General features: G+C 69.4%; 24 protein-coding genes and 1 pseudogene. 8 read left to right on the forward strand and 17 right to left on the reverse strand.

Annotated elements, in window-relative coordinates:
- Positions 1 to 747 precede the first annotated feature (747 nt).
- Positions 748 to 1341: a hypothetical protein gene (locus FHR82_RS38075; protein WP_221464822.1), complete on the reverse strand. Its 594-nt coding sequence runs from the start codon at positions 1339 to 1341 to the stop codon at positions 748 to 750.
- Between the two features lie 205 nt (positions 1342 to 1546).
- Between FHR82_RS38075 and FHR82_RS38080 the strand changes: the two genes are divergently transcribed.
- Positions 1547 to 1750: a hypothetical protein gene (locus FHR82_RS38080; protein ID WP_184815512.1), complete on the forward strand. Its 204-nt coding sequence runs from the start codon at positions 1547 to 1549 to the stop codon at positions 1748 to 1750.
- 32 nt (positions 1751 to 1782) lie between these two features.
- On the opposite strand, the gene FHR82_RS38085 is transcribed toward FHR82_RS38080, so the two are convergent.
- Positions 1783 to 2295 (reverse strand): general stress protein, encoded by a 513-nt coding sequence (locus FHR82_RS38085; RefSeq protein WP_184815513.1) that lies wholly within the window; start codon positions 2293 to 2295, stop codon positions 1783 to 1785.
- 127 nt (positions 2296 to 2422) lie between these two features.
- Between FHR82_RS38085 and FHR82_RS38090 the strand changes: the two genes are divergently transcribed.
- Positions 2423 to 3007 (forward strand): DUF2231 domain-containing protein, encoded by a 585-nt coding sequence (locus tag FHR82_RS38090; protein ID WP_184815514.1) that lies wholly within the window; start codon positions 2423 to 2425, stop codon positions 3005 to 3007.
- On the opposite strand, the gene FHR82_RS38095 is transcribed toward FHR82_RS38090, so the two are convergent.
- The 3 genes and pseudogenes from FHR82_RS38095 to FHR82_RS38105 form a co-directional block, all read right to left on the reverse strand.
- The gene (locus FHR82_RS38095) at positions 2997 to 4256 is read right to left on the reverse strand and encodes a cytochrome P450 (protein WP_311771474.1); all 1260 of its coding nucleotides are present in this window, start codon (positions 4254 to 4256) and stop codon (positions 2997 to 2999) included. The two genes, FHR82_RS38090 and FHR82_RS38095, sit on opposite strands and share 11 nt — an antisense overlap.
- A gap of 28 nt (positions 4257 to 4284) precedes the next feature.
- On the reverse strand, positions 4285 to 4587 hold the full coding sequence (locus tag FHR82_RS38100; protein ID WP_184815515.1) for a DUF3040 domain-containing protein: 303 nt from the start codon (positions 4585 to 4587) through the stop codon (positions 4285 to 4287).
- Between the two features lie 29 nt (positions 4588 to 4616).
- Positions 4617 to 5018, reverse strand: a pseudogene (locus FHR82_RS38105) (cytochrome ubiquinol oxidase subunit I); the annotation flags it as partial.
- A 12-nt stretch (positions 5019 to 5030) separates the two neighbouring features.
- On the opposite strand from FHR82_RS38105, the gene FHR82_RS38110 reads away from it, so the two are divergent.
- Positions 5031 to 5357 carry a cytochrome c oxidase assembly protein gene (locus tag FHR82_RS38110; protein WP_184815516.1) on the forward strand — a complete coding sequence of 109 codons (327 nt, stop codon included), beginning with the start codon at positions 5031 to 5033 and terminating at the stop codon, positions 5355 to 5357.
- Here the strand turns inward: FHR82_RS38110 and FHR82_RS38115 are convergent.
- The 4 genes from FHR82_RS38115 to FHR82_RS38130 form a co-directional block, all read right to left on the reverse strand.
- Positions 5319 to 5771, reverse strand: coding sequence for a DUF4383 domain-containing protein (locus tag FHR82_RS38115; protein WP_184815517.1), 453 nt, complete (start codon positions 5769 to 5771; stop codon positions 5319 to 5321). The two genes, FHR82_RS38110 and FHR82_RS38115, sit on opposite strands and share 39 nt — an antisense overlap.
- A gap of 52 nt (positions 5772 to 5823) precedes the next feature.
- A complete protein-coding gene (locus FHR82_RS38120; protein ID WP_184815518.1) occupies positions 5824 to 6372 on the reverse strand; it encodes a hypothetical protein in 549 nt (182 codons plus the stop codon).
- Positions 6373 to 6439: 67 nt separating this feature from the next.
- Positions 6440 to 6793 (reverse strand): DUF2267 domain-containing protein, encoded by a 354-nt coding sequence (locus tag FHR82_RS38125; protein ID WP_184815519.1) that lies wholly within the window; start codon positions 6791 to 6793, stop codon positions 6440 to 6442.
- On the reverse strand, positions 6790 to 7332 hold the full coding sequence (locus tag FHR82_RS38130) for a cupin domain-containing protein (RefSeq protein ID WP_184815520.1): 543 nt from the start codon (positions 7330 to 7332) through the stop codon (positions 6790 to 6792). The genes FHR82_RS38125 and FHR82_RS38130 overlap by 4 nt, the downstream gene beginning before the upstream one ends.
- A 96-nt stretch (positions 7333 to 7428) precedes the next feature.
- On the opposite strand from FHR82_RS38130, the gene FHR82_RS38135 reads away from it, so the two are divergent.
- A complete protein-coding gene (locus FHR82_RS38135) occupies positions 7429 to 8091 on the forward strand; it encodes a HemK2/MTQ2 family protein methyltransferase (RefSeq protein ID WP_184815521.1) in 663 nt (220 codons plus the stop codon).
- Positions 8092 to 8104: 13 nt separating this feature from the next.
- On the opposite strand, the gene FHR82_RS38140 is transcribed toward FHR82_RS38135, so the two are convergent.
- The 3 genes from FHR82_RS38140 to FHR82_RS38150 form a co-directional block, all read right to left on the reverse strand.
- Positions 8105 to 8305 (reverse strand): hypothetical protein, encoded by a 201-nt coding sequence (locus FHR82_RS38140; protein WP_184815522.1) that lies wholly within the window; start codon positions 8303 to 8305, stop codon positions 8105 to 8107.
- 553 nt (positions 8306 to 8858) lie between these two features.
- The gene (locus tag FHR82_RS38145; RefSeq protein WP_184815523.1) at positions 8859 to 9719 is read right to left on the reverse strand and encodes an ATP-dependent DNA ligase; all 861 of its coding nucleotides are present in this window, start codon (positions 9717 to 9719) and stop codon (positions 8859 to 8861) included.
- Between the two features lie 90 nt (positions 9720 to 9809).
- A complete protein-coding gene (locus tag FHR82_RS38150) occupies positions 9810 to 9992 on the reverse strand; it encodes a hypothetical protein (protein ID WP_184815524.1) in 183 nt (60 codons plus the stop codon).
- Between the two features lie 477 nt (positions 9993 to 10469).
- On the opposite strand from FHR82_RS38150, the gene FHR82_RS46860 reads away from it, so the two are divergent.
- Positions 10470 to 10604, forward strand: coding sequence for a hypothetical protein (locus tag FHR82_RS46860; protein WP_260418172.1), 135 nt, complete (start codon positions 10470 to 10472; stop codon positions 10602 to 10604).
- A 111-nt stretch (positions 10605 to 10715) separates the two neighbouring features.
- On the opposite strand, the gene FHR82_RS38155 is transcribed toward FHR82_RS46860, so the two are convergent.
- Both FHR82_RS38155 and FHR82_RS38160 read right to left on the reverse strand, forming a co-directional pair.
- A complete protein-coding gene (locus FHR82_RS38155) occupies positions 10716 to 10877 on the reverse strand; it encodes a hypothetical protein (RefSeq protein ID WP_184815525.1) in 162 nt (53 codons plus the stop codon).
- Positions 10878 to 10974: 97 nt separating this feature from the next.
- The gene (locus tag FHR82_RS38160) at positions 10975 to 11280 is read right to left on the reverse strand and encodes a hypothetical protein (protein ID WP_192772847.1); all 306 of its coding nucleotides are present in this window, start codon (positions 11278 to 11280) and stop codon (positions 10975 to 10977) included.
- A 236-nt stretch (positions 11281 to 11516) separates the two neighbouring features.
- Here FHR82_RS38160 and FHR82_RS38165 point away from each other — a divergent pair, with 236 nt between their 5' ends.
- Positions 11517 to 11885: a DUF8129 domain-containing protein gene (locus tag FHR82_RS38165; RefSeq protein ID WP_311771475.1), complete on the forward strand. Its 369-nt coding sequence runs from the start codon at positions 11517 to 11519 to the stop codon at positions 11883 to 11885.
- A 675-nt stretch (positions 11886 to 12560) separates the two neighbouring features.
- On the opposite strand, the gene FHR82_RS47790 is transcribed toward FHR82_RS38165, so the two are convergent.
- Complete coding sequence (locus FHR82_RS47790) at positions 12561 to 12845, reverse strand: DUF6292 family protein (RefSeq protein WP_311771488.1); 285 nt, start codon at positions 12843 to 12845, stop codon at positions 12561 to 12563.
- 28 nt (positions 12846 to 12873) lie between these two features.
- Positions 12874 to 13104 carry a hypothetical protein gene (locus tag FHR82_RS47795; protein WP_184815527.1) on the reverse strand — a complete coding sequence of 77 codons (231 nt, stop codon included), beginning with the start codon at positions 13102 to 13104 and terminating at the stop codon, positions 12874 to 12876.
- A gap of 110 nt (positions 13105 to 13214) precedes the next feature.
- On the opposite strand from FHR82_RS47795, the gene FHR82_RS38175 reads away from it, so the two are divergent.
- Positions 13215 to 13355 carry a hypothetical protein gene (locus FHR82_RS38175; protein ID WP_184815528.1) on the forward strand — a complete coding sequence of 47 codons (141 nt, stop codon included), beginning with the start codon at positions 13215 to 13217 and terminating at the stop codon, positions 13353 to 13355.
- A 303-nt stretch (positions 13356 to 13658) separates the two neighbouring features.
- Positions 13659 to 13826, forward strand: a complete 168-nt coding sequence (locus FHR82_RS38180) for a hypothetical protein (RefSeq protein WP_184815529.1) — start codon at positions 13659 to 13661, stop codon at positions 13824 to 13826.
- 109 nt (positions 13827 to 13935) lie between these two features.
- Here the strand turns inward: FHR82_RS38180 and FHR82_RS38185 are convergent, their stop codons facing one another.
- Complete coding sequence (locus FHR82_RS38185; protein ID WP_184815530.1) at positions 13936 to 15249, reverse strand: RICIN domain-containing protein; 1314 nt, start codon at positions 15247 to 15249, stop codon at positions 13936 to 13938.
- Positions 15250 to 15272 lie beyond the last annotated feature (23 nt).

Here is a 15272-nt window from a genome sequence, read left to right on the forward strand (position 1 = left end):
TACCCGGTTCGACAAACTCGCCGTCCGCTACGAAGCCACCGTCCACATCGCCGCCATCAACGAATGGCTATGACCGACTTCGATACAGGCCCTAGCGCTCCCACCGTTCAACGGATTCAGCGAGCCATCACCCACATCAGCGAACCTGAACCCCATTTCTCTGGCACACTTGACCACACAACACAGACACCTGCTAACCTGGGATTCATGGAAATCACCGGGAAAACCGGGAATCTCCTAGGAATCAGTGTTTCAGTCTCGGACACTCCTTCACCCCACGGAATTCTTCACTCCGTCGGCGCGCCCACGTAAATCAGGTCCGGTTCTTTCACCAGCCTATCTGAAGTCGGGCATGGCGGAGCTTCACTAGGTGAAGCACCCCGATACGCGGTGTCATCACTCGTCGTCCAGTCCAAAGCCAACGCTGTCTGGCCTTGAGGACCTGACCCAGAAGTGATCCCCCTCGGAGCTTCTTGCCAGAGGTCCTGCCCCTGATGTGTGCATACGATCTGTAGCCGTCGATGACGGAGGACCTCTACCGGATCCGGCGCGGGTTCACTCGGGACCGGGCCAGCCCCGATGTCCTCGCTGCCGCCGAGCAAGCCGGGCAGGACCTCGAGGAGGCGGTCTTCGCGCACGTACACGTTGCGTGGCGCGTCCGCCGAGCGAGGTGCTGCTGCGCTGTTGTACCCGTGTCGACAGCGGTACCCGGCTCGGCCGTGCACCCAGGCTGCTCGATCTCCATGTTCAGTGCAGCTCCCAGATCGCCTTCACCTTCGGGTCGGACTCGTTCTCCATGAACGAGTGGTACAGGTAGACCTCGTTGTACTCGTGCAGCACCAGCCGTTCCCACCAGGTCTCTCCCGGGTCGACGAGTGACTCGTAGTGGGTGACGTGCTCCTCATCGATCATCGCGATCTCCTGGTAGAGCTGCCGCGCGATCGGTTCCATGTACTGCGGGCCGACGTTCATGTAGAAGTTCATGGTCTGCTGCTCGGCCGACATCACCGTCAACGCGTGCATCTTCGACAACGGCACCGCGCTGGTGCGGTCGTAGGGATCACGGACGTTGTCGTCCACCGCCACCTGCTCGTAGAAGATGTTGGTCTCCAGCGGAGACGACTGACCCGGCAACAGCCAGTTCGCGGCCTTCTGCTGCTGCGCCTCGACGTAACGGACCTCCGCCAGCTTCCGGGTCACGTCCTGATCCCGGCACACCCTGGCAAAGTTGTGGCTGAACATGATCGACTCAACCTCGATGCCGTTCATCGTGATGATCCGGCACAAGGTGTACGGGTCGCTGAGGTCCGGGTCGACGGGAAGCGTCCAGCTCCGGCCCACTCCGAATCTGCTGGTCGAGAGGAATGCCCTGCTGCTCAAGCGGATTGAAAGTCATGGCCTTGTCCTCTGAGCGCTCGTGTGTACCCCGGCTCGAGCGGTCTACCCACCAACAGCCCGGATGACCGCCGCCGCCCCGCGTTGATGCAGCTGGCATCTCCGCAGCACGAGGGGTGATTCAGCCGGGTTCCGACGGGTACCTGCAGTCATGGCCGACGTGAACTTCCTCCTCCGAATCCGCGACACCTACCGCCACATCGACCGCAGCCTCGACGCGCGGGACCGGAGGGAATTCGTCCTCGCATGCCAAGAGCTGCGAGATCTGCTGACTCGCCTGCGGGAGGTCATTGACACCGTGTCGCTCTCCGACCTCGCGGCGGTGGAGCGGCACGCCTCCGCTATGGGTTCTTGACAGCGTGCCGACTGTTCGGCCTCGCGGCTTCCTTACTCGCCGACGTGACCAGGCAGGAGACGCTTGTGATCGGTCATTGCCTGGTAGCGGGCGGCCTGCGTGGCGTGGGTGGCGTCGACGTACACGTCGTAGCGTTCGGCCTCCAGTGAGGTGACGCTGGCGAAGTCCCGTTGGCCGCGGGTGGCCCAGTGCGCGAGGAAGCCGAACACGGCACCCCACACCGCGCCGGTCAGCAGTCCGATGACGAGCAGCCACAGCCAGGCCGGTCCGAGGGCGAAGAACCCGAGGAGCAGCCCGACCAGCAGCCCGAACCAAGCGCCGCTGGCCGCTCCGGCGAGTGCCGCCTTCAGACGGGTCATCCGTCCGGTGACCTGCTCGACCATCCGCACCCCGTCGCCGATGATGCGCACGTGCTCCACGGGGAATCCGTCGTCGGACATCCTGTCCACGAGCCGTTGTGCGCTCGCGTAGTCGGGGAATGCCGCGATCAGTTGCTGGGCGACGCCGCCGGCGCGCATCCCCGGGGTCAATCCCTGTTCGGTCATCGTCGTCCTCCTTGAGCGGCTTTCGGCCCGGATAGCCGTTCCGTCACCCGATAACCGCCATCGGGTGATGTCCGAGCCGGGGCCTCGTTAACGGCGGTGAACCGGCCCAGATCGGGTAACCGGCCGCATGGACGTGCACAACCTGCTACGACGGTTCGAGGACCTGCGCCAGGTGGACGGCGTCGCCGCCACGATCGCCGGCGCCGTGCGCAAGGCGCTCCGGAAGACCGGTGCGAACGCCGCCCTCCGTGGCAAGTGGCTCGGGCACCCGTTGCACCCGCTGATGGTGACCGTGCCCATCGGGGCCTTCGTGGGCACCGCGGTACTCGACATGTCTCCCGGGAACCGGGACGCGGCGAGGAAACTGACCGGTCTCGGGCTTGCCGCGGTCGCGCCGACCGCGCTCCTCGGACTGGCCGACTACGTCGACCTCGACGAGCGGCAGCGCCGCGTCGGCATCGCCCACGCGACGTTGAACACCATGGCTGCGGCCCTGTTCACCGGCTCCTACCTCAGCCGCGCGCGGGGTGCCCACACCCGCGGCACGGTGCTGAGCGCGCTCGGCCTCACCGTGCTGAGTGCCGGCGGCGCACTGGGCGGGCACCTGTCCTACGCGCAGGGCGCCGGGGTGTTCCGGTGGCAGAAACCCGACCCCGTGCAGCAGAACCTGACGACACCACGACCGGCCGCCGCCGATCCGGTCAGGTCGTGAGGACGAACCCGCTCGCGGGGCGGGCGGGGATCCGGCGCAGCGCGATGGCCAGATCCTGGTCGGGCACCTCGTAGTCCAGGCGGGCCAGCCGCACCGCGAGCGTCCGCAGCATCGCCACCACCGCGGGCTCACCCGGGCAGCGGTGGTTCGTGTACGGGTCGCCTGCGCCCTGCGGCACCAGCTCGAACGGCCCGATGTCGCGGCCGAGGAAGCGTTCGGGGCGGAACGTGTACGGGTCGCCCCACAGGTCCTCGTCGTGGTTGTGGCCCCACAGGTCGAGCAGCACCATCGCGTGCTTGGGGATCCGCTCGCCGCGCCAGTCGAGGTCGCGCACCGCACGCCCGCCGATGAACGGCGCGAACGGGTAGAACCGCCGGAGCTCGTGCGCGAACGCCTCGGCATAGGCGGGATCGCCGGAACGCAGCCGCTGCCGGTGCTGGGGCCACGTGTGCAGGGCGTGCCCGGCGTAGGCGACGAACCAGCAGGTCGCCACTGCGGGGCGGATGATGTTGAGCAGTTCGACCGCCGCCAGCCGGGGCGTCAGCTCCGGCCCGTCGATCTCCCGGTGCCTGCTGACCGCGTCGAGCGCCGTGCCGCTCGTGGGGACGATCGCGCCCGCACGCACGCTGGTCACCAGCTGTCCGAGCCACGCCTCCCGCCTGCCCCGTGCGGCGCGGGCCCGCCAGTGCCGGGGTCCGGGCGTGGCGAAGCCGTCGACCATCGCCACGAGATCCGCCGCCACCCGTGGGACGTCCGCGTCGGGCAGGGGCACGCCCGCCCACCGGCACATGCCCCGGGTGATGATCCGCGCCGCCTCGTCGAACAGCACGACCGGCTCGCCGGGCCGCCACGAGGACACCGCGTCGTCCCACGCGGCAGCGGCGTGCCCGGCCACCTCCTCGGCCGCCGGGGTCACGGTCTTGAGGAAGACGTCCTTGCGGCAGCGGTGCGCCTCGCCGTCGAGCGTGTGCACCGCATGCCTGCCGAACAGGGTGTTCTGCACCGGCCAGGGGATCGCGGTGTGCCGCCGCACGTGGTCCTGGTCGTAGAAGAACCGGGCCGCGTCCGGACCGCACAGCCCCACCGCACGCTGGCCCAGCACCCGGGTGTGCGCCACCCCGGACGCGGACCGCGCCCTGCGGGCGGGCAGCCAGGCGTAGCCCTCGAGCAACACGGACAACGAACTGTCGACAACACCGCGCGGGCCTCTCATCCGCACGGTGTGCCCGGCCTTGACATCGTCAAACACGGCCCCCAGCAGGCGAGGCCCCGACCCGTTACCGATGCTTTCCTCTGGTGCTGACGTGGCTGGTGAGGACTCCGACCGCGATGAGGACAGCACCGAGAACGAACAGCATGTTGCCGGTCAGGGCCCCGGCGGACAGCAGCACGACCGCCAGCGCGGCGAGAACCGACCGGATCAGGCGCCCGTGGCGCACTCGGTCGGGACAGCGCGAACCGAACCACCGCGGGTCGGTGGCCGCGAGCCCGCGCAGGACCCTGCGAAACTCGCGCCGTTCCCCGGCCTCGAGCGTGGCCGCTTCGTGCTGGTGAACACGGTCGAACCGGTTTCGGGTCATGTGCCGAGCCGTCTCTCCGGGTGGGAACGTCACTTGCCTCGCGGGTCGGTGTTGTCGTCCTGGTCGTCCGGTTGTGTCGCGGCGGCACCGACTTCGGACGGCGCGGGCAGGCGGCCGCCTTCTCCCTTGGGATGCCCTTGGGATTCCTCACGGAAGCGTTCGACCATGTCCGGGTAGTGGAGCTCGAACGCGGGCCGCTCGGAGCGGATCTTCGGCAGTTCGGTGAAGTTGTGACGCGGGGGCGGGCAGGAGGTCGCCCATTCGAGTGAGTTCCCGAAGCCCCACGGGTCGTCGACGTCCGCTCGTTCGCCGAAGCGGTAGCTGCGGAACACGTTCCACAGGAACGGCAGCACCGACGCGCCGAGGATGAACGAACCCACGGTCGAGACGGCGTGCAGGGTGGTGAACTGGTCGGTGGCCAGGTAGTCGGCGTCGCCGGCCACATGTTCACCTGGTCGATCGCCGGTCCCGACTCCGCGCCGCGCCGCCCCGGCATGCCTACCCGCGTCGTGGCGCTCGTATTGGCCGTCGCCGCTCATTCCGTGCTGGCCAAGGTCCTCTACGCACGTGCGCCCGAGGGACCTGACGGCGAGGCGGTCCGCGAGGCCGCCCAGCTGATGTACTACGGCGGGGACCTCGCGGAACTCGCACTCGCTGCCGCTCTCTTCGCCATCTGGTACCGGCGCCGGGCTCACGCGCCGTGGACGACGCGGTTGCGCGAACCAGTCAGCTCACGTACGGGCTCCGCGTGCGGTGGTACCACGGCGTAGTGCGAGGCCAAGACCGACCATGCCGATGCCGAGGAGCAGGTGCAACCAGTTGTCGGCGGTGTTGAGCGGCACGAAGTTCGCCGCGCTGTCGTGGTCGATCACCAGGCCGTACAGCCACAGCACCAGGTACACCGCGCCGCCGCCGATCAGGAACGGGATCGCGCCGGACACCGTCCTCGCCATCGCGAAGCCGACGATGCCGAACAACAGGTGCACGATGTTGTGCAGGATCGACACATGGAACACACCGAGCAGCATCGCCGTCGACTCGTGTCCCGCGAACGTCATCCCGTCGTAATCCGTCGTCACACCGGGCACAAAACCCGCGATGCCGACCAGCAGAAACACCGCGGCGACCACCATGGCCGCCGTCCGCGCCGGATGGGTGTTCGTCGAAGCACGTGAAGTGGTCATGACGATCTCCTTTTGCGGGAACGAAGCTGTCGGCTACCCGCCCGGTGTCCGGCTATTCCCCGTTGCCGGCGGGCGTCGGCGCCATGGCCCGCGGCAGCGGTCCCACGTCCGCGTGACGACCGGGACGCACCGCCGCGTGCCGCTGTCCCGGCCCAGGACCGCTCCGCGCCGCCAGCGCGTCAGCGACCACCCCGGTGACGACGGCGTACACCGCCTTGTGCACCAGATCCACCACCAGCTCCTGCCGGGGCCACGTCGGCGGCGGAGCACCCACCCCGGTGGCGTTCTCGAGGATCTGGTCGTTCGTCAGCCGCACGACGGCGAACTTCGCCGAGGACCACGGCCCGCGCAGGCCGGCGTGCGCCATCACCGACCGCAGCACGCCCAGCGCGATGCCCTGACCGAAGTGCATCACCCAGTTCACCGGCACCGGCTGCCGCCTCGGCCGCTCCCGCATCCCGGCCAGTCGCTCCAGCACTCGCGCGGGAACGTGCGAGTCCGGGCGCCCGGTCAGGCGCTGCTCCAGCTTCTCCCCCGCCGTCATCACCAGCACCCCGGCTCCGCCGGCGACCAGGCCCTCCCACAACGCTCGCTTCATCATGCTCGGCCGTGTACCCCTCACCCTGTGCTCTACCCACGCGGCCCTGACACACCCCGCGTCGTCCCGCTCACGTCAGGAGCGTCTCGCGGAGGTCGGACGGCAGGTCGAGGAGTCCCGGCTCCGCCTCGTCGATCGCCGCCAGGACCGAGCGGATCAGGTGCCGTGCGCGGTCCGGGGCCGTGTCCAGCTGTCCTGCCACGTCGCGGATGACATCGTCGCCGTCCGGGGACTCCACCTCGCCGAGCGTGGTGGCCGCGTACCGCGCGGCGTCAGGGAACACCGTCGCGAGCCGCTCGCGGGCCTCGTTGAGCAGGTGCCGAGCGACTTCACCGATCACCACCGAGATCGCCTCCCGAGCGGTACCGGCGTCCACATCGGCGCGCCGGCTCACGGCTGTCACGAGATCGCCGTGGTCGATCATGGCCGGTCCCCAGCAGTGGTCGGCGTGCCCTGCCGTCCGTGTGGCTTGAGCTGCTCGTCGGCCGGTGACGGGTGCCGGTGCAGCAAGCCGTCGTCGCACTCGGCGTACTGCCCGGTGTCGGTCAGCGGCGGTGAATAGGCGTGCACGGTGCGGGTAGGACCCGCGCCGGGTTCCGGACGCATGCGGTGGATGAACGTGGGATCGAACCGGAACGTCTTCCCCGCCGGTACCGCGGTGCCGACCGGGCGGTGCCCGAGCCGGAGATGCTCGTGGCGGATCGTGCCGCGAACCACGTACACGCCGCCACTGGACCGGGCGTGGTCGTGGTAGCCGGTGTCGTGCTCGTCGGCCATCCACGAGATCGCCCACACTCCCAGGTGCTCGTTGGTGAACACGTCCACATAGGTGCGCTCCGCGGTGGTCTTCCGCAGCTCGTCCTCCCACAATGACGGGTCCTCACCCACCGCTCTGGCGATCTTCTCGAGCTCGTCGGGAGACAGCTCACGGTCCGGGGGCTCGAAAGGCAGCTGAGGGCTCATGCGAGCGCAGATACCCCAGTTCCCGGGAGAAAACCCCGGTTGTCCCGACACACTTTGTCTGGTTTGAACGGGGTTCGTGGAGGTAGCCACACGGCCATGAAGCTGCTGCGACCGCTCGGGGTATACCGCCCGCAAGGCGACACCTGGCTGCTCGCCGACGCACTGCGGAACGCGGGCATCCCGCCGGGCGGCGACGTCCTCGAGATCTGCTGCGGCACAGGAGCGCTGACGATCGTCGCGGCACGCACACGACCGAAGTCGATGACCGCGGTGGACGTCTGCCGCCGCGCGACCCTGGCCACGAGGTTCAACACCGCCATCCGCGGCCTTCGTGTGACGGTCGAGCACGCCGACGCGTTCGACCGGGTATGGGGCAGGCAGTTCGACCTCGTGCTGGCGAACCCGCCCTACGTGCCCGGCGTGTCAGACCTGCCCACCCGAGGGCGGAGCCGGGCGTGGAACGCGGGTGCCGACGGCCGCGCGGTGCTCGATCGGCTGTGCGCACACGCGTTCGACCTCCTCGCGCCTGGCGGCAGCCTGCTCACCGTCCACTCCGCACTGTGCGGTACGGACACCACGCTCAATCTGTTGCGCGAGACCGGCCTGAAGGCATCGGTGGTGGCCCGCGCCGAGGAACCCTTCGGCCCGGTCATGCGTCGCCGCGCCGACCGGCTCCGCGACCTCGGCCTGATCGCACCCGGCCAGCACCACGAGGAACTGGTCGTCATCCGCGCGGACCGACTGCTCGACAACGACTGATCCGCCGTTGTCTTCAATGTCGTCGCCGGGAACCGCGTTGGGAGCCTCGGTAGGCGGGACCTCGCAACCGGTTGATCCACCCGGTGGGGGCGAACCCGGGCAGGGCGTTGACGACGACGTCGAACGCCGGGTCCTCGTCACTCGCCCGGTCGATGCGGAGGCCGGCCACCGGGCGCCACGGACCGGTGAGGTCGGCGACCATCACCGTCAGCACGAACCGTCGAGCGTGAACCCTGCCGGCCAGGGAAGCTGTGTCCGCGGGGATGCCCGGGTGGGTGTCGGGCACCGCGGCCAGGTACCGGTTCCTTCCTCCTATCCCGGTATGGCGGCAGCGAGGTGAACGTCGCCCTCGCGAAATCCCGCCTCGGCATGAGCACGTGCCGCAGGAGCACGGCGCGCCCAGTGGTGGACAGCGCGATGTCCAAGGGAGCCCCCGGCCCACCCGCGTCCTCCACCCGCCACGCGAGCCCAAGCACGTCCGGCCAGTCTCGCGGGGTCGAGGTGGCCTTGGACAGCCGCGCCACGGCCCGGTAGGTCCTCGGCTCGTCCAACAGCGGAACGCCGTACGACGTCGTCGGCGTGACCGTGAACGTCGCCTCGAACGCCGCACCGGCTGGGTGCAGCAGCCGGCTCCGGCGGATGGCGGCACCCCAGCTCGCCACCGAGGCGATGCCGTTGCCCAGCGCGTCCAGTGCGGTCATGGCGAGTGGCTACCCGTGGGGCCACTGGAAACCCGCGGTCGGCCAGAAACCCGAGAACGAGGGCCGTCACTCGACCAACGGTCTCAGGTCAGTGGGTGTGAGGTCGGTGCGGAAGCGGTGGATGCGCGGACGCAGTCTCGCGGTGAACGTCATCACCGTCGCCTCAGCCTCCGCCTCGACGACGAGCGTCGGGTGCACGGGCACGTACTCGCTGCCCTCCTGCCCCAGCACCGTGGTCGGCAACCGCCGACGAGGCTCACCCGTCGGCGTGACGTAACGCGCCGCCTCGTCACGGAACATGGGCGGCAACGGCAGGGACAACCCGATCGGCAACAGCACGCCCTCGGCGTCGGGGCGGGCGAGCAGCAGCGCCTCCGGGCGGGTGAGAGGCCCGGCAACGCCGACGACCACGGCGTCGACCACGACTCTCTGCCGGACCTTCACCCAGTCACCGGTCCGGCCTGCCCGGTACCGGCTGTCGAACTTCTTCGCGACCACGCCCTCGATGCCGACCTCCGCCGACTCAGATCTCATCCACAGCTCCGTCGCGGCACGGTCCTGGATGGACGGTGTGAGCTGCAGTGGTGGCCTGGCCTCGGCGAACACCTTCTCGAGCCGGGCCCGCCGCACGGGGAGAGGCGTGCCGCGCACGTCGTCGTCTCCGACGGCGAGCAGGTCGAACGCGATGAAGTACACCTCCACACCCGCCGCGGCCCGGGCACGCGGCATCACAGCCAGTGACCCGAAGTCCAGCCGCCCCTCCCGCAGGGCGACCAGCTCCCCGTCCACCACCACATCACCCAGCGCACGCGCGGCCGCCACGATCTCCGGGAACCGCGCCGCCAGGTCGTTGTTCCGGCGCGACTGCACCACCCCCAGCGCGGCGAACACCACTGCCCGCCACCCGTCGAACTTCGGCTCGTACACCCAGCCAGGCCCCGGCCCGGGAACCTCTCGGGCATCCCGGGCCAACACCAGCCCGACCGGCGGAACCAGCACACCCACCACGCACCGGCCCTACCGCGCCGCGTCCGGGGCGGTGCACTCGATCCGCAACGCCCAGAAACCATCGTCGCGCGGCACCCACTCGCCGACCCGGATGGGATGCCCCTCGTCGTCCTCGACCTCGACGAAACGAGGCGCCTCATGCAACGGAGGACCGTCGAAGACGATATTGATCACGTTCGGCTGCCAGGTCATCGTCGACCACCTGCTCACTGTCTCAATCAGACAGTGTGCGACCGGACGACGTACCCCGCACGACCGCCATCGTCTCGACCACTCCAACGGACCGGCTGAGCACACAGCGTGTCGCTATGAGCGCCAACGCGGCCGGGCTAGCTCCACGCGCCCAGATACTGCCAGCAGGCCCGCAGCGGTGTAGCGGTCCACATCGGAGCTTCCTGCATCCGGTCAGGACACATCAGACGCCACCATCTCCTGCCGGCTACTCGTCGCACTTCGCGCACATGGCTGCAGCGCTCGCCGAGTACGTCGACGCTACGGGAGGCAGTCGGAGTACCTGCGGATGCAGCTGGCCGACGCCCGGGTGCTTCCCCTCTCAGAGCACTCTGACCGTGGTTGTCCCATGCCGTCGGCGGTTCGCATGCCCCGGACTTTCGCATCGCGTGTGCTGAGGTCGTGTAGCTGGGAGGCCGACGGGTACACCCCGGGCGCATGCCACTCGAGGAGACTGCGGGCGACTCGGCGTCGTTCATCGGCACGGCGACGACGTTGATCCGGTTGGGCGGGTTCACGCTGCTGACGGACCCGAACTTCCTGCACCGGGGGCAGTGGTCGTACTTCGGGTAGGGACTGTTCTCCCGCAGGCGCACGGCGGGTCCGCTGAACCTGCTGCTGCCGGACCTGATGGGGTCCGAGCTGGGAGTACCGGGCGAGCCGGGACGCTACACCCCTGCAGATCTACATCTCCGGCGCACCGTCTACCACCAGGACCTCGCCAGGATCGGCGAGCGCTTCCCAGACCTCGACCTCGCCCTGCTGCACCTGGGCGGCACTCGCGTGCTCGGCGTGCTGCTGTCGATGGACCACAAGCAGGGTGCCGACCTGTTCGAACTGCTCCACCCCGCCCGCGCGGTGCCCATGGGGCGACGTCGGGTGGCGCGTTCATGCCGTGGACCTGCCGGGTGAACAGGTCTCTTTCAGCCGCGAGAACTCCGGGTCATGACACCGCGACCGCGGCCTGCCAGTACCGGTGGAACGCTTCCCGCCTCGACGTGCCTGCAGGACCGTCGCGCCTGTCACCGGTCGGTTCGTCGGGATCGCGGCCGGCCATGCCGCACAAGGCGAGGAAGACCGTGACGGCCATGTCCCAGGTGAGGGGAACAGCGAGGCCCACCAGCATCCGGCGGACGGTCTCCTTGCTCACCGTTCCCGGCAGACCGGGATGAGCATCTATCCATTCCTCGATCGCCGTCAACGGCGGGCGACCGGCCTGCTCATAACAGGAGAACAAGGCGCTGACCAACCTCCGGCGTGGACCTTCCGGCAGGTCAGGCATGGAAATTGACGCCACGACCGACCTCCCGACGATCTTGAATCTGTTCGGCCATACCCGTGATTCGAGTACCTCTTGCTTCCCGGCGGTACACGCGCCGCCCGGGGAGCGTTTCCGCGGCGGGCGCACCAGCAAGACAGGGCGACACCGTTTGCGGTGACCGGCAGCGGGTAGCCGCTGACTTCGACGGGGCCGAGGAGGGATCTGTGAACACCGACCACGAACCCACGACGAGGGACACCGCGGGCGGCGACCGTCCGGCACTGGCGGACTACGACCAGTTGCCGCTCGGCGACCTGCGGCATCGCATCCGTGCACTCGACGAGGAAGCGTTGTCCGGGCTCATCGACCACGAGCGCGAGCACGGCGACCGCACTCCGGTGCTCGAGGTGCTGCGGTCCCGCATGGCCGAACTCGAGAACGGCGCCGAGCCGTCGCCCGGCGACCCGAACCGGTCCCCGGGAGTGGACCACACCGCCGGGGACTCCCCCGTGCAGCCCGGCACGGCCGCGGAACCGAACACCCCGCTGCGCAACGGTCTCGCCGAGCAGACCCCGGCCCGCGGACGCCCGTAGCACGTCCGGCCCCCGGCGCGGCCCGCGGGCGCTGTCCTGCCCGGGCGGGGCCGCTGGGCGGTGCCCGTCGCGTGGCTGCCCGCGTCGGGCACCGCCCATTCCGCGTTTGCCCCGGAGGTATGCGAGGTACCGCCGTGACGTCACAGTCGGCGTCCACCACCGGGCGATGTAGCGACAGGAACACGAGTTTGGCTCCGCACCGCCAGGCAGCAAAGGGTTGGTGGTCCGGCCATGGCGTCAGCGACGCACCGGGCGCCGTACAGGCCTACTCCTTCGGAACCCGCCGTGTCCACCGCGCGGACGTCCGGCTGACAGCCATGCGGGCGCTGCTCGAGCGGTGGCCCGACGACGTCGATGCGGCGCCCCGGTCGGCCACTGGGCCGTCGAGGGCCGTCACGACCGCCGGGTCATCGGCGGCGCGAGCCTGCTCCCTCTGCCGCCGGGCAATGTCGGTCTGGAGATCGCGTGGCAGCCCAACCTCGCCGTCGACGTCGACCATGACGGGCACGTGGCCGAGGTCGTCTCCACCGCCCCCTCGAGATCGGGCTCGGGGCGGGCACGCTCGACCTGCCGTCGGCCACGACCATGGTTACGGCATGGCACGTCCAGCAAGACTGCCCTGATCGCCGTCAACGCTACGCCGAAGCCAGGACGTCCATCGGGCACCGGCCTCGGTCAGTGGGGAGCGCGACGAATCCGCCCGCCCGGGCCGCGCGTAGCTCGCGAGCCGCGTCGCCAGACCGCCGTCCCCACCGCCATCCACGCCGCAGACCGGCGGCACGACGGGCGCAGGCTGGCCGAAACTCCGGTGCCGGTCAAAAGGTCGCGGACCCACGCGGCGACCACCGCGGGAGCGGGCAGCACGTCCCGGCCGAGATAGGCCACCACCAGCAGGTCCTCACCGCTGTGGGTCTCGATGGCGGCCGACCAACCGTGTCTCTCCTCCCACAGGAGCGCCACATCCCGGTCGGGAAAGCGGCGCAACCGTCTATCCAGGGCGATGTAGGCGGGAGACCACGTCGTCGGCCTGCACGTACCAGCACTCCCCAGTCAACCCGAGGGCCTCGTTCACCAGCCGGACGTACCGCCGCAGTGCACGCAGCACAGTGTCGTCGTCGAAGTACAGGTCCATCACGTCATCGCCGTCCTTACGCCGGGTGCATGACAGCGCCGACTGCTTGACGCACAGCCGCAATACCCCCGAACGGGTGAACCCCAACGCCGACAATGATCTGTTCCGATCAGTGGCCTGCGGCCCTCCCACTCGTTGTCAGGTCAGTGGTTGGCCGCCGGTCAGGCCGAGCACCTCGCCGGTGACGATGACCTACCGTGCTCGTGGTCGCCGACCCCAACCACGACGTCCTGGTCGTGCATCCGCTCACCGCGCTGGACACAATGATCACCACCTACCACGCCTCCCTCACCACGGTCGGCAACAGCAACGGCAGCCGAGCAGGTGACGAGCGATGACCACGAACCTGTCCGACACGAACAACGCGGCCAGCGTCGCGACGGAACGCGAACTGGTCACGGCCGCGCGGATGATGCTGCAACGAGATCAAGCAGTTCGCCGAGGAGATCAAAGCCAACGCCGTCCAGCGCCGCAACTCACGCGGCGGGCGCGGCACCGCCGAGAACTTCATCGCAGCCCTGCGCTGCATCTACCGGCACGCCGAGGACGACGAGCTGATCAAGCCCGACGAGAACCCGGCCCGCCGGACCGCCAAGCTCCGACGGCAGGGCTCGGTCCGGCACGCCCTGTCCGACACCCAGATGAGTGAAATCAACTTCTACGCCGGCACCACCGGCGACGACCCGGAACTCGACACGCTCCTGGTGCGGCGGCACACCGAGTCGGCCTGCCGCACCGGCGGCACCCTGGCCCTGCGCCCCCGCGACCTGAACAAGGACCAGTGCCTCATCTACCTCCGAGAGAATTGACGGCTCTGGCGCACTTTGTGGGATGCGGTGGATCCCCGGCGAGCACGGGTTTTGCGGCTTTGCCACGAACTGAGGTCCTCGCAATGCCGCCAAAGTCTGGGCAGTCCCGTCAGACGCGGCGGTGGGTGAAGCGCTGGTTGGGGTTGCCGCTGTAGGTGTACTGGGAGATGCGGGCGCCGTCGGCGGTCGAGTACTCCCAGACGTCCAGGGCCAGGCCGGTCGCCCGGTTGACGAGGCTGACCACGTCACCACCGTGGTCGACCACGCGCCAGTGCTGAACGGTGGCGCCGGTGTCGGCCTGTTGGACGATGTCCGCTCCGTTCGCGGTGCCCGTCGACTCGAGGAACAGGCCACTGTGCCGGGCCTTCACGCGGACGTGGCCGTCGCCGGTGTCGACGAACTCGAACTGCTGGTTGGGGCCGCTGTTGGTGGTCCGCTGGACGAGCAGTGCGCCGGCGGTCGTGGAGGCCGCGTTGATCTCGGCGGCCTTGCCGCTGTGCTGAGCCACCAGGGTGTAGGGACCCGGGCCGCCGGGCGAGCTGCCCAGCTGGGCTTCCCACCTGGTGTTGGACCCGGCCGCGGCGGCCGGAAGGCGGTCCCGTGCCGCGGTGTCGCCGTACATGGTCCAGCGGGCCCACTCGACGACGGTGTTCGGGAAACGGTTGTCGCTCCAGAAGCTGGTGTGGCTGCCGCCGACGAAGGTGAGGAACGCCTTCGGCCAGGCCATCTCCGTGTACGCCTGCCGGGCCGAGGAGTACTGCGTGGTCGAGTCCCGGTCGCCGTGGACGAACAGGACCTTGGCGGAGACCGAGGCGGCGGGGTTGCCCATGTCCACACAGGACTGCGGGTTGGCGGAGACGATCCGGCTGTCGGGCCAGGACGTCAGCAGGCCGTGCGTGACCATGCCGCCCAGGGAATGGCCCGCGACGCCGACACCGACGCCGGTGTCGATGTGCCCGGCCAGCGGACCGCTCGCGTTGAGCGCGAGGGTGTTGGTGAGGATCTGCGAGACGTCCTTGGACGTGTTGCCGTTGTTGACATCGGTGAAGTTGTGGTTGAAGTGCGGGGCGGGGACGATGAACCCCGCCGCGGCCAGGGCCCGGATGATGAACAGCGAGTTCTGCGGGCTGCTTCCGAAGCCGTGGGTGAAGTTGTGGACGGGGAAGACGCCGCCTGCGACCGGGGCGCTCGTCACCGGGTTGCCGCCGGGGGTGCCGGTGGCCGGGTAGTAGACGTAGGTGGTGCACGGGCGGTTGCCGCGGGTCCAGTCATACCGGCGCACGCCGACCGCGAACGGCGTGGTCGGCGCCGTGTCCAGCGGTCCGACGGCGGCCGGCGCCGGTCCTGCGCCGAGCAGGGACAGGCCCACGCCCGCCGCTCCGGCCGCGCTCACACTGAGGAATGTCCGCCGTTGCATGGTCATGGATGACTCCTTGGGTGCAAGGG

The organism is Actinophytocola algeriensis, from assembly GCF_014203735.1.
Taxonomy (GTDB): Bacteria; Actinomycetota; Actinomycetes; order Mycobacteriales; family Pseudonocardiaceae; genus Actinophytocola; species Actinophytocola algeriensis.

Excerpts from the sequence above, each read along its gene's own strand:
- FHR82_RS38180 (WP_184815529.1), top strand. The coding sequence starts at position 13,659 with ATGAGTGAAATCAACTTCTACGCCGGCACCACCGGCGACGACCCGGAA.
- FHR82_RS38100 (WP_184815515.1), bottom strand. The coding sequence starts at position 4,587 with ATGACCCGAAACCGGTTCGACCGTGTTCACCAGCACGAAGCGGCCACG.
- FHR82_RS38090 (WP_184815514.1), top strand. The coding sequence starts at position 2,423 with ATGGACGTGCACAACCTGCTACGACGGTTCGAGGACCTGCGCCAGGTG.
- FHR82_RS38120 (WP_184815518.1), bottom strand. The coding sequence starts at position 6,372 with ATGATGAAGCGAGCGTTGTGGGAGGGCCTGGTCGCCGGCGGAGCCGGG.
- FHR82_RS38130 (WP_184815520.1), bottom strand. The coding sequence starts at position 7,332 with ATGAGCCCTCAGCTGCCTTTCGAGCCCCCGGACCGTGAGCTGTCTCCC.
- FHR82_RS38185 (WP_184815530.1), bottom strand. The coding sequence starts at position 15,249 with ATGACCATGCAACGGCGGACATTCCTCAGTGTGAGCGCGGCCGGAGCG.
- FHR82_RS46860 (WP_260418172.1), top strand. The coding sequence starts at position 10,470 with ATGCCACTCGAGGAGACTGCGGGCGACTCGGCGTCGTTCATCGGCACG.
- FHR82_RS38085 (WP_184815513.1), bottom strand. The coding sequence starts at position 2,295 with ATGACCGAACAGGGATTGACCCCGGGGATGCGCGCCGGCGGCGTCGCC.
- FHR82_RS38125 (WP_184815519.1), bottom strand. The coding sequence starts at position 6,793 with ATGATCGACCACGGCGATCTCGTGACAGCCGTGAGCCGGCGCGCCGAT.
- FHR82_RS38115 (WP_184815517.1), bottom strand. The coding sequence starts at position 5,771 with ATGACCACTTCACGTGCTTCGACGAACACCCATCCGGCGCGGACGGCG.
- FHR82_RS38080 (WP_184815512.1), top strand. The coding sequence starts at position 1,547 with ATGGCCGACGTGAACTTCCTCCTCCGAATCCGCGACACCTACCGCCAC.
- FHR82_RS38110 (WP_184815516.1), top strand. The coding sequence starts at position 5,031 with ATGTTCACCTGGTCGATCGCCGGTCCCGACTCCGCGCCGCGCCGCCCC.
- FHR82_RS38150 (WP_184815524.1), bottom strand. The coding sequence starts at position 9,992 with ATGACCTGGCAGCCGAACGTGATCAATATCGTCTTCGACGGTCCTCCG.
- FHR82_RS38135 (WP_184815521.1), top strand. The coding sequence starts at position 7,429 with ATGAAGCTGCTGCGACCGCTCGGGGTATACCGCCCGCAAGGCGACACC.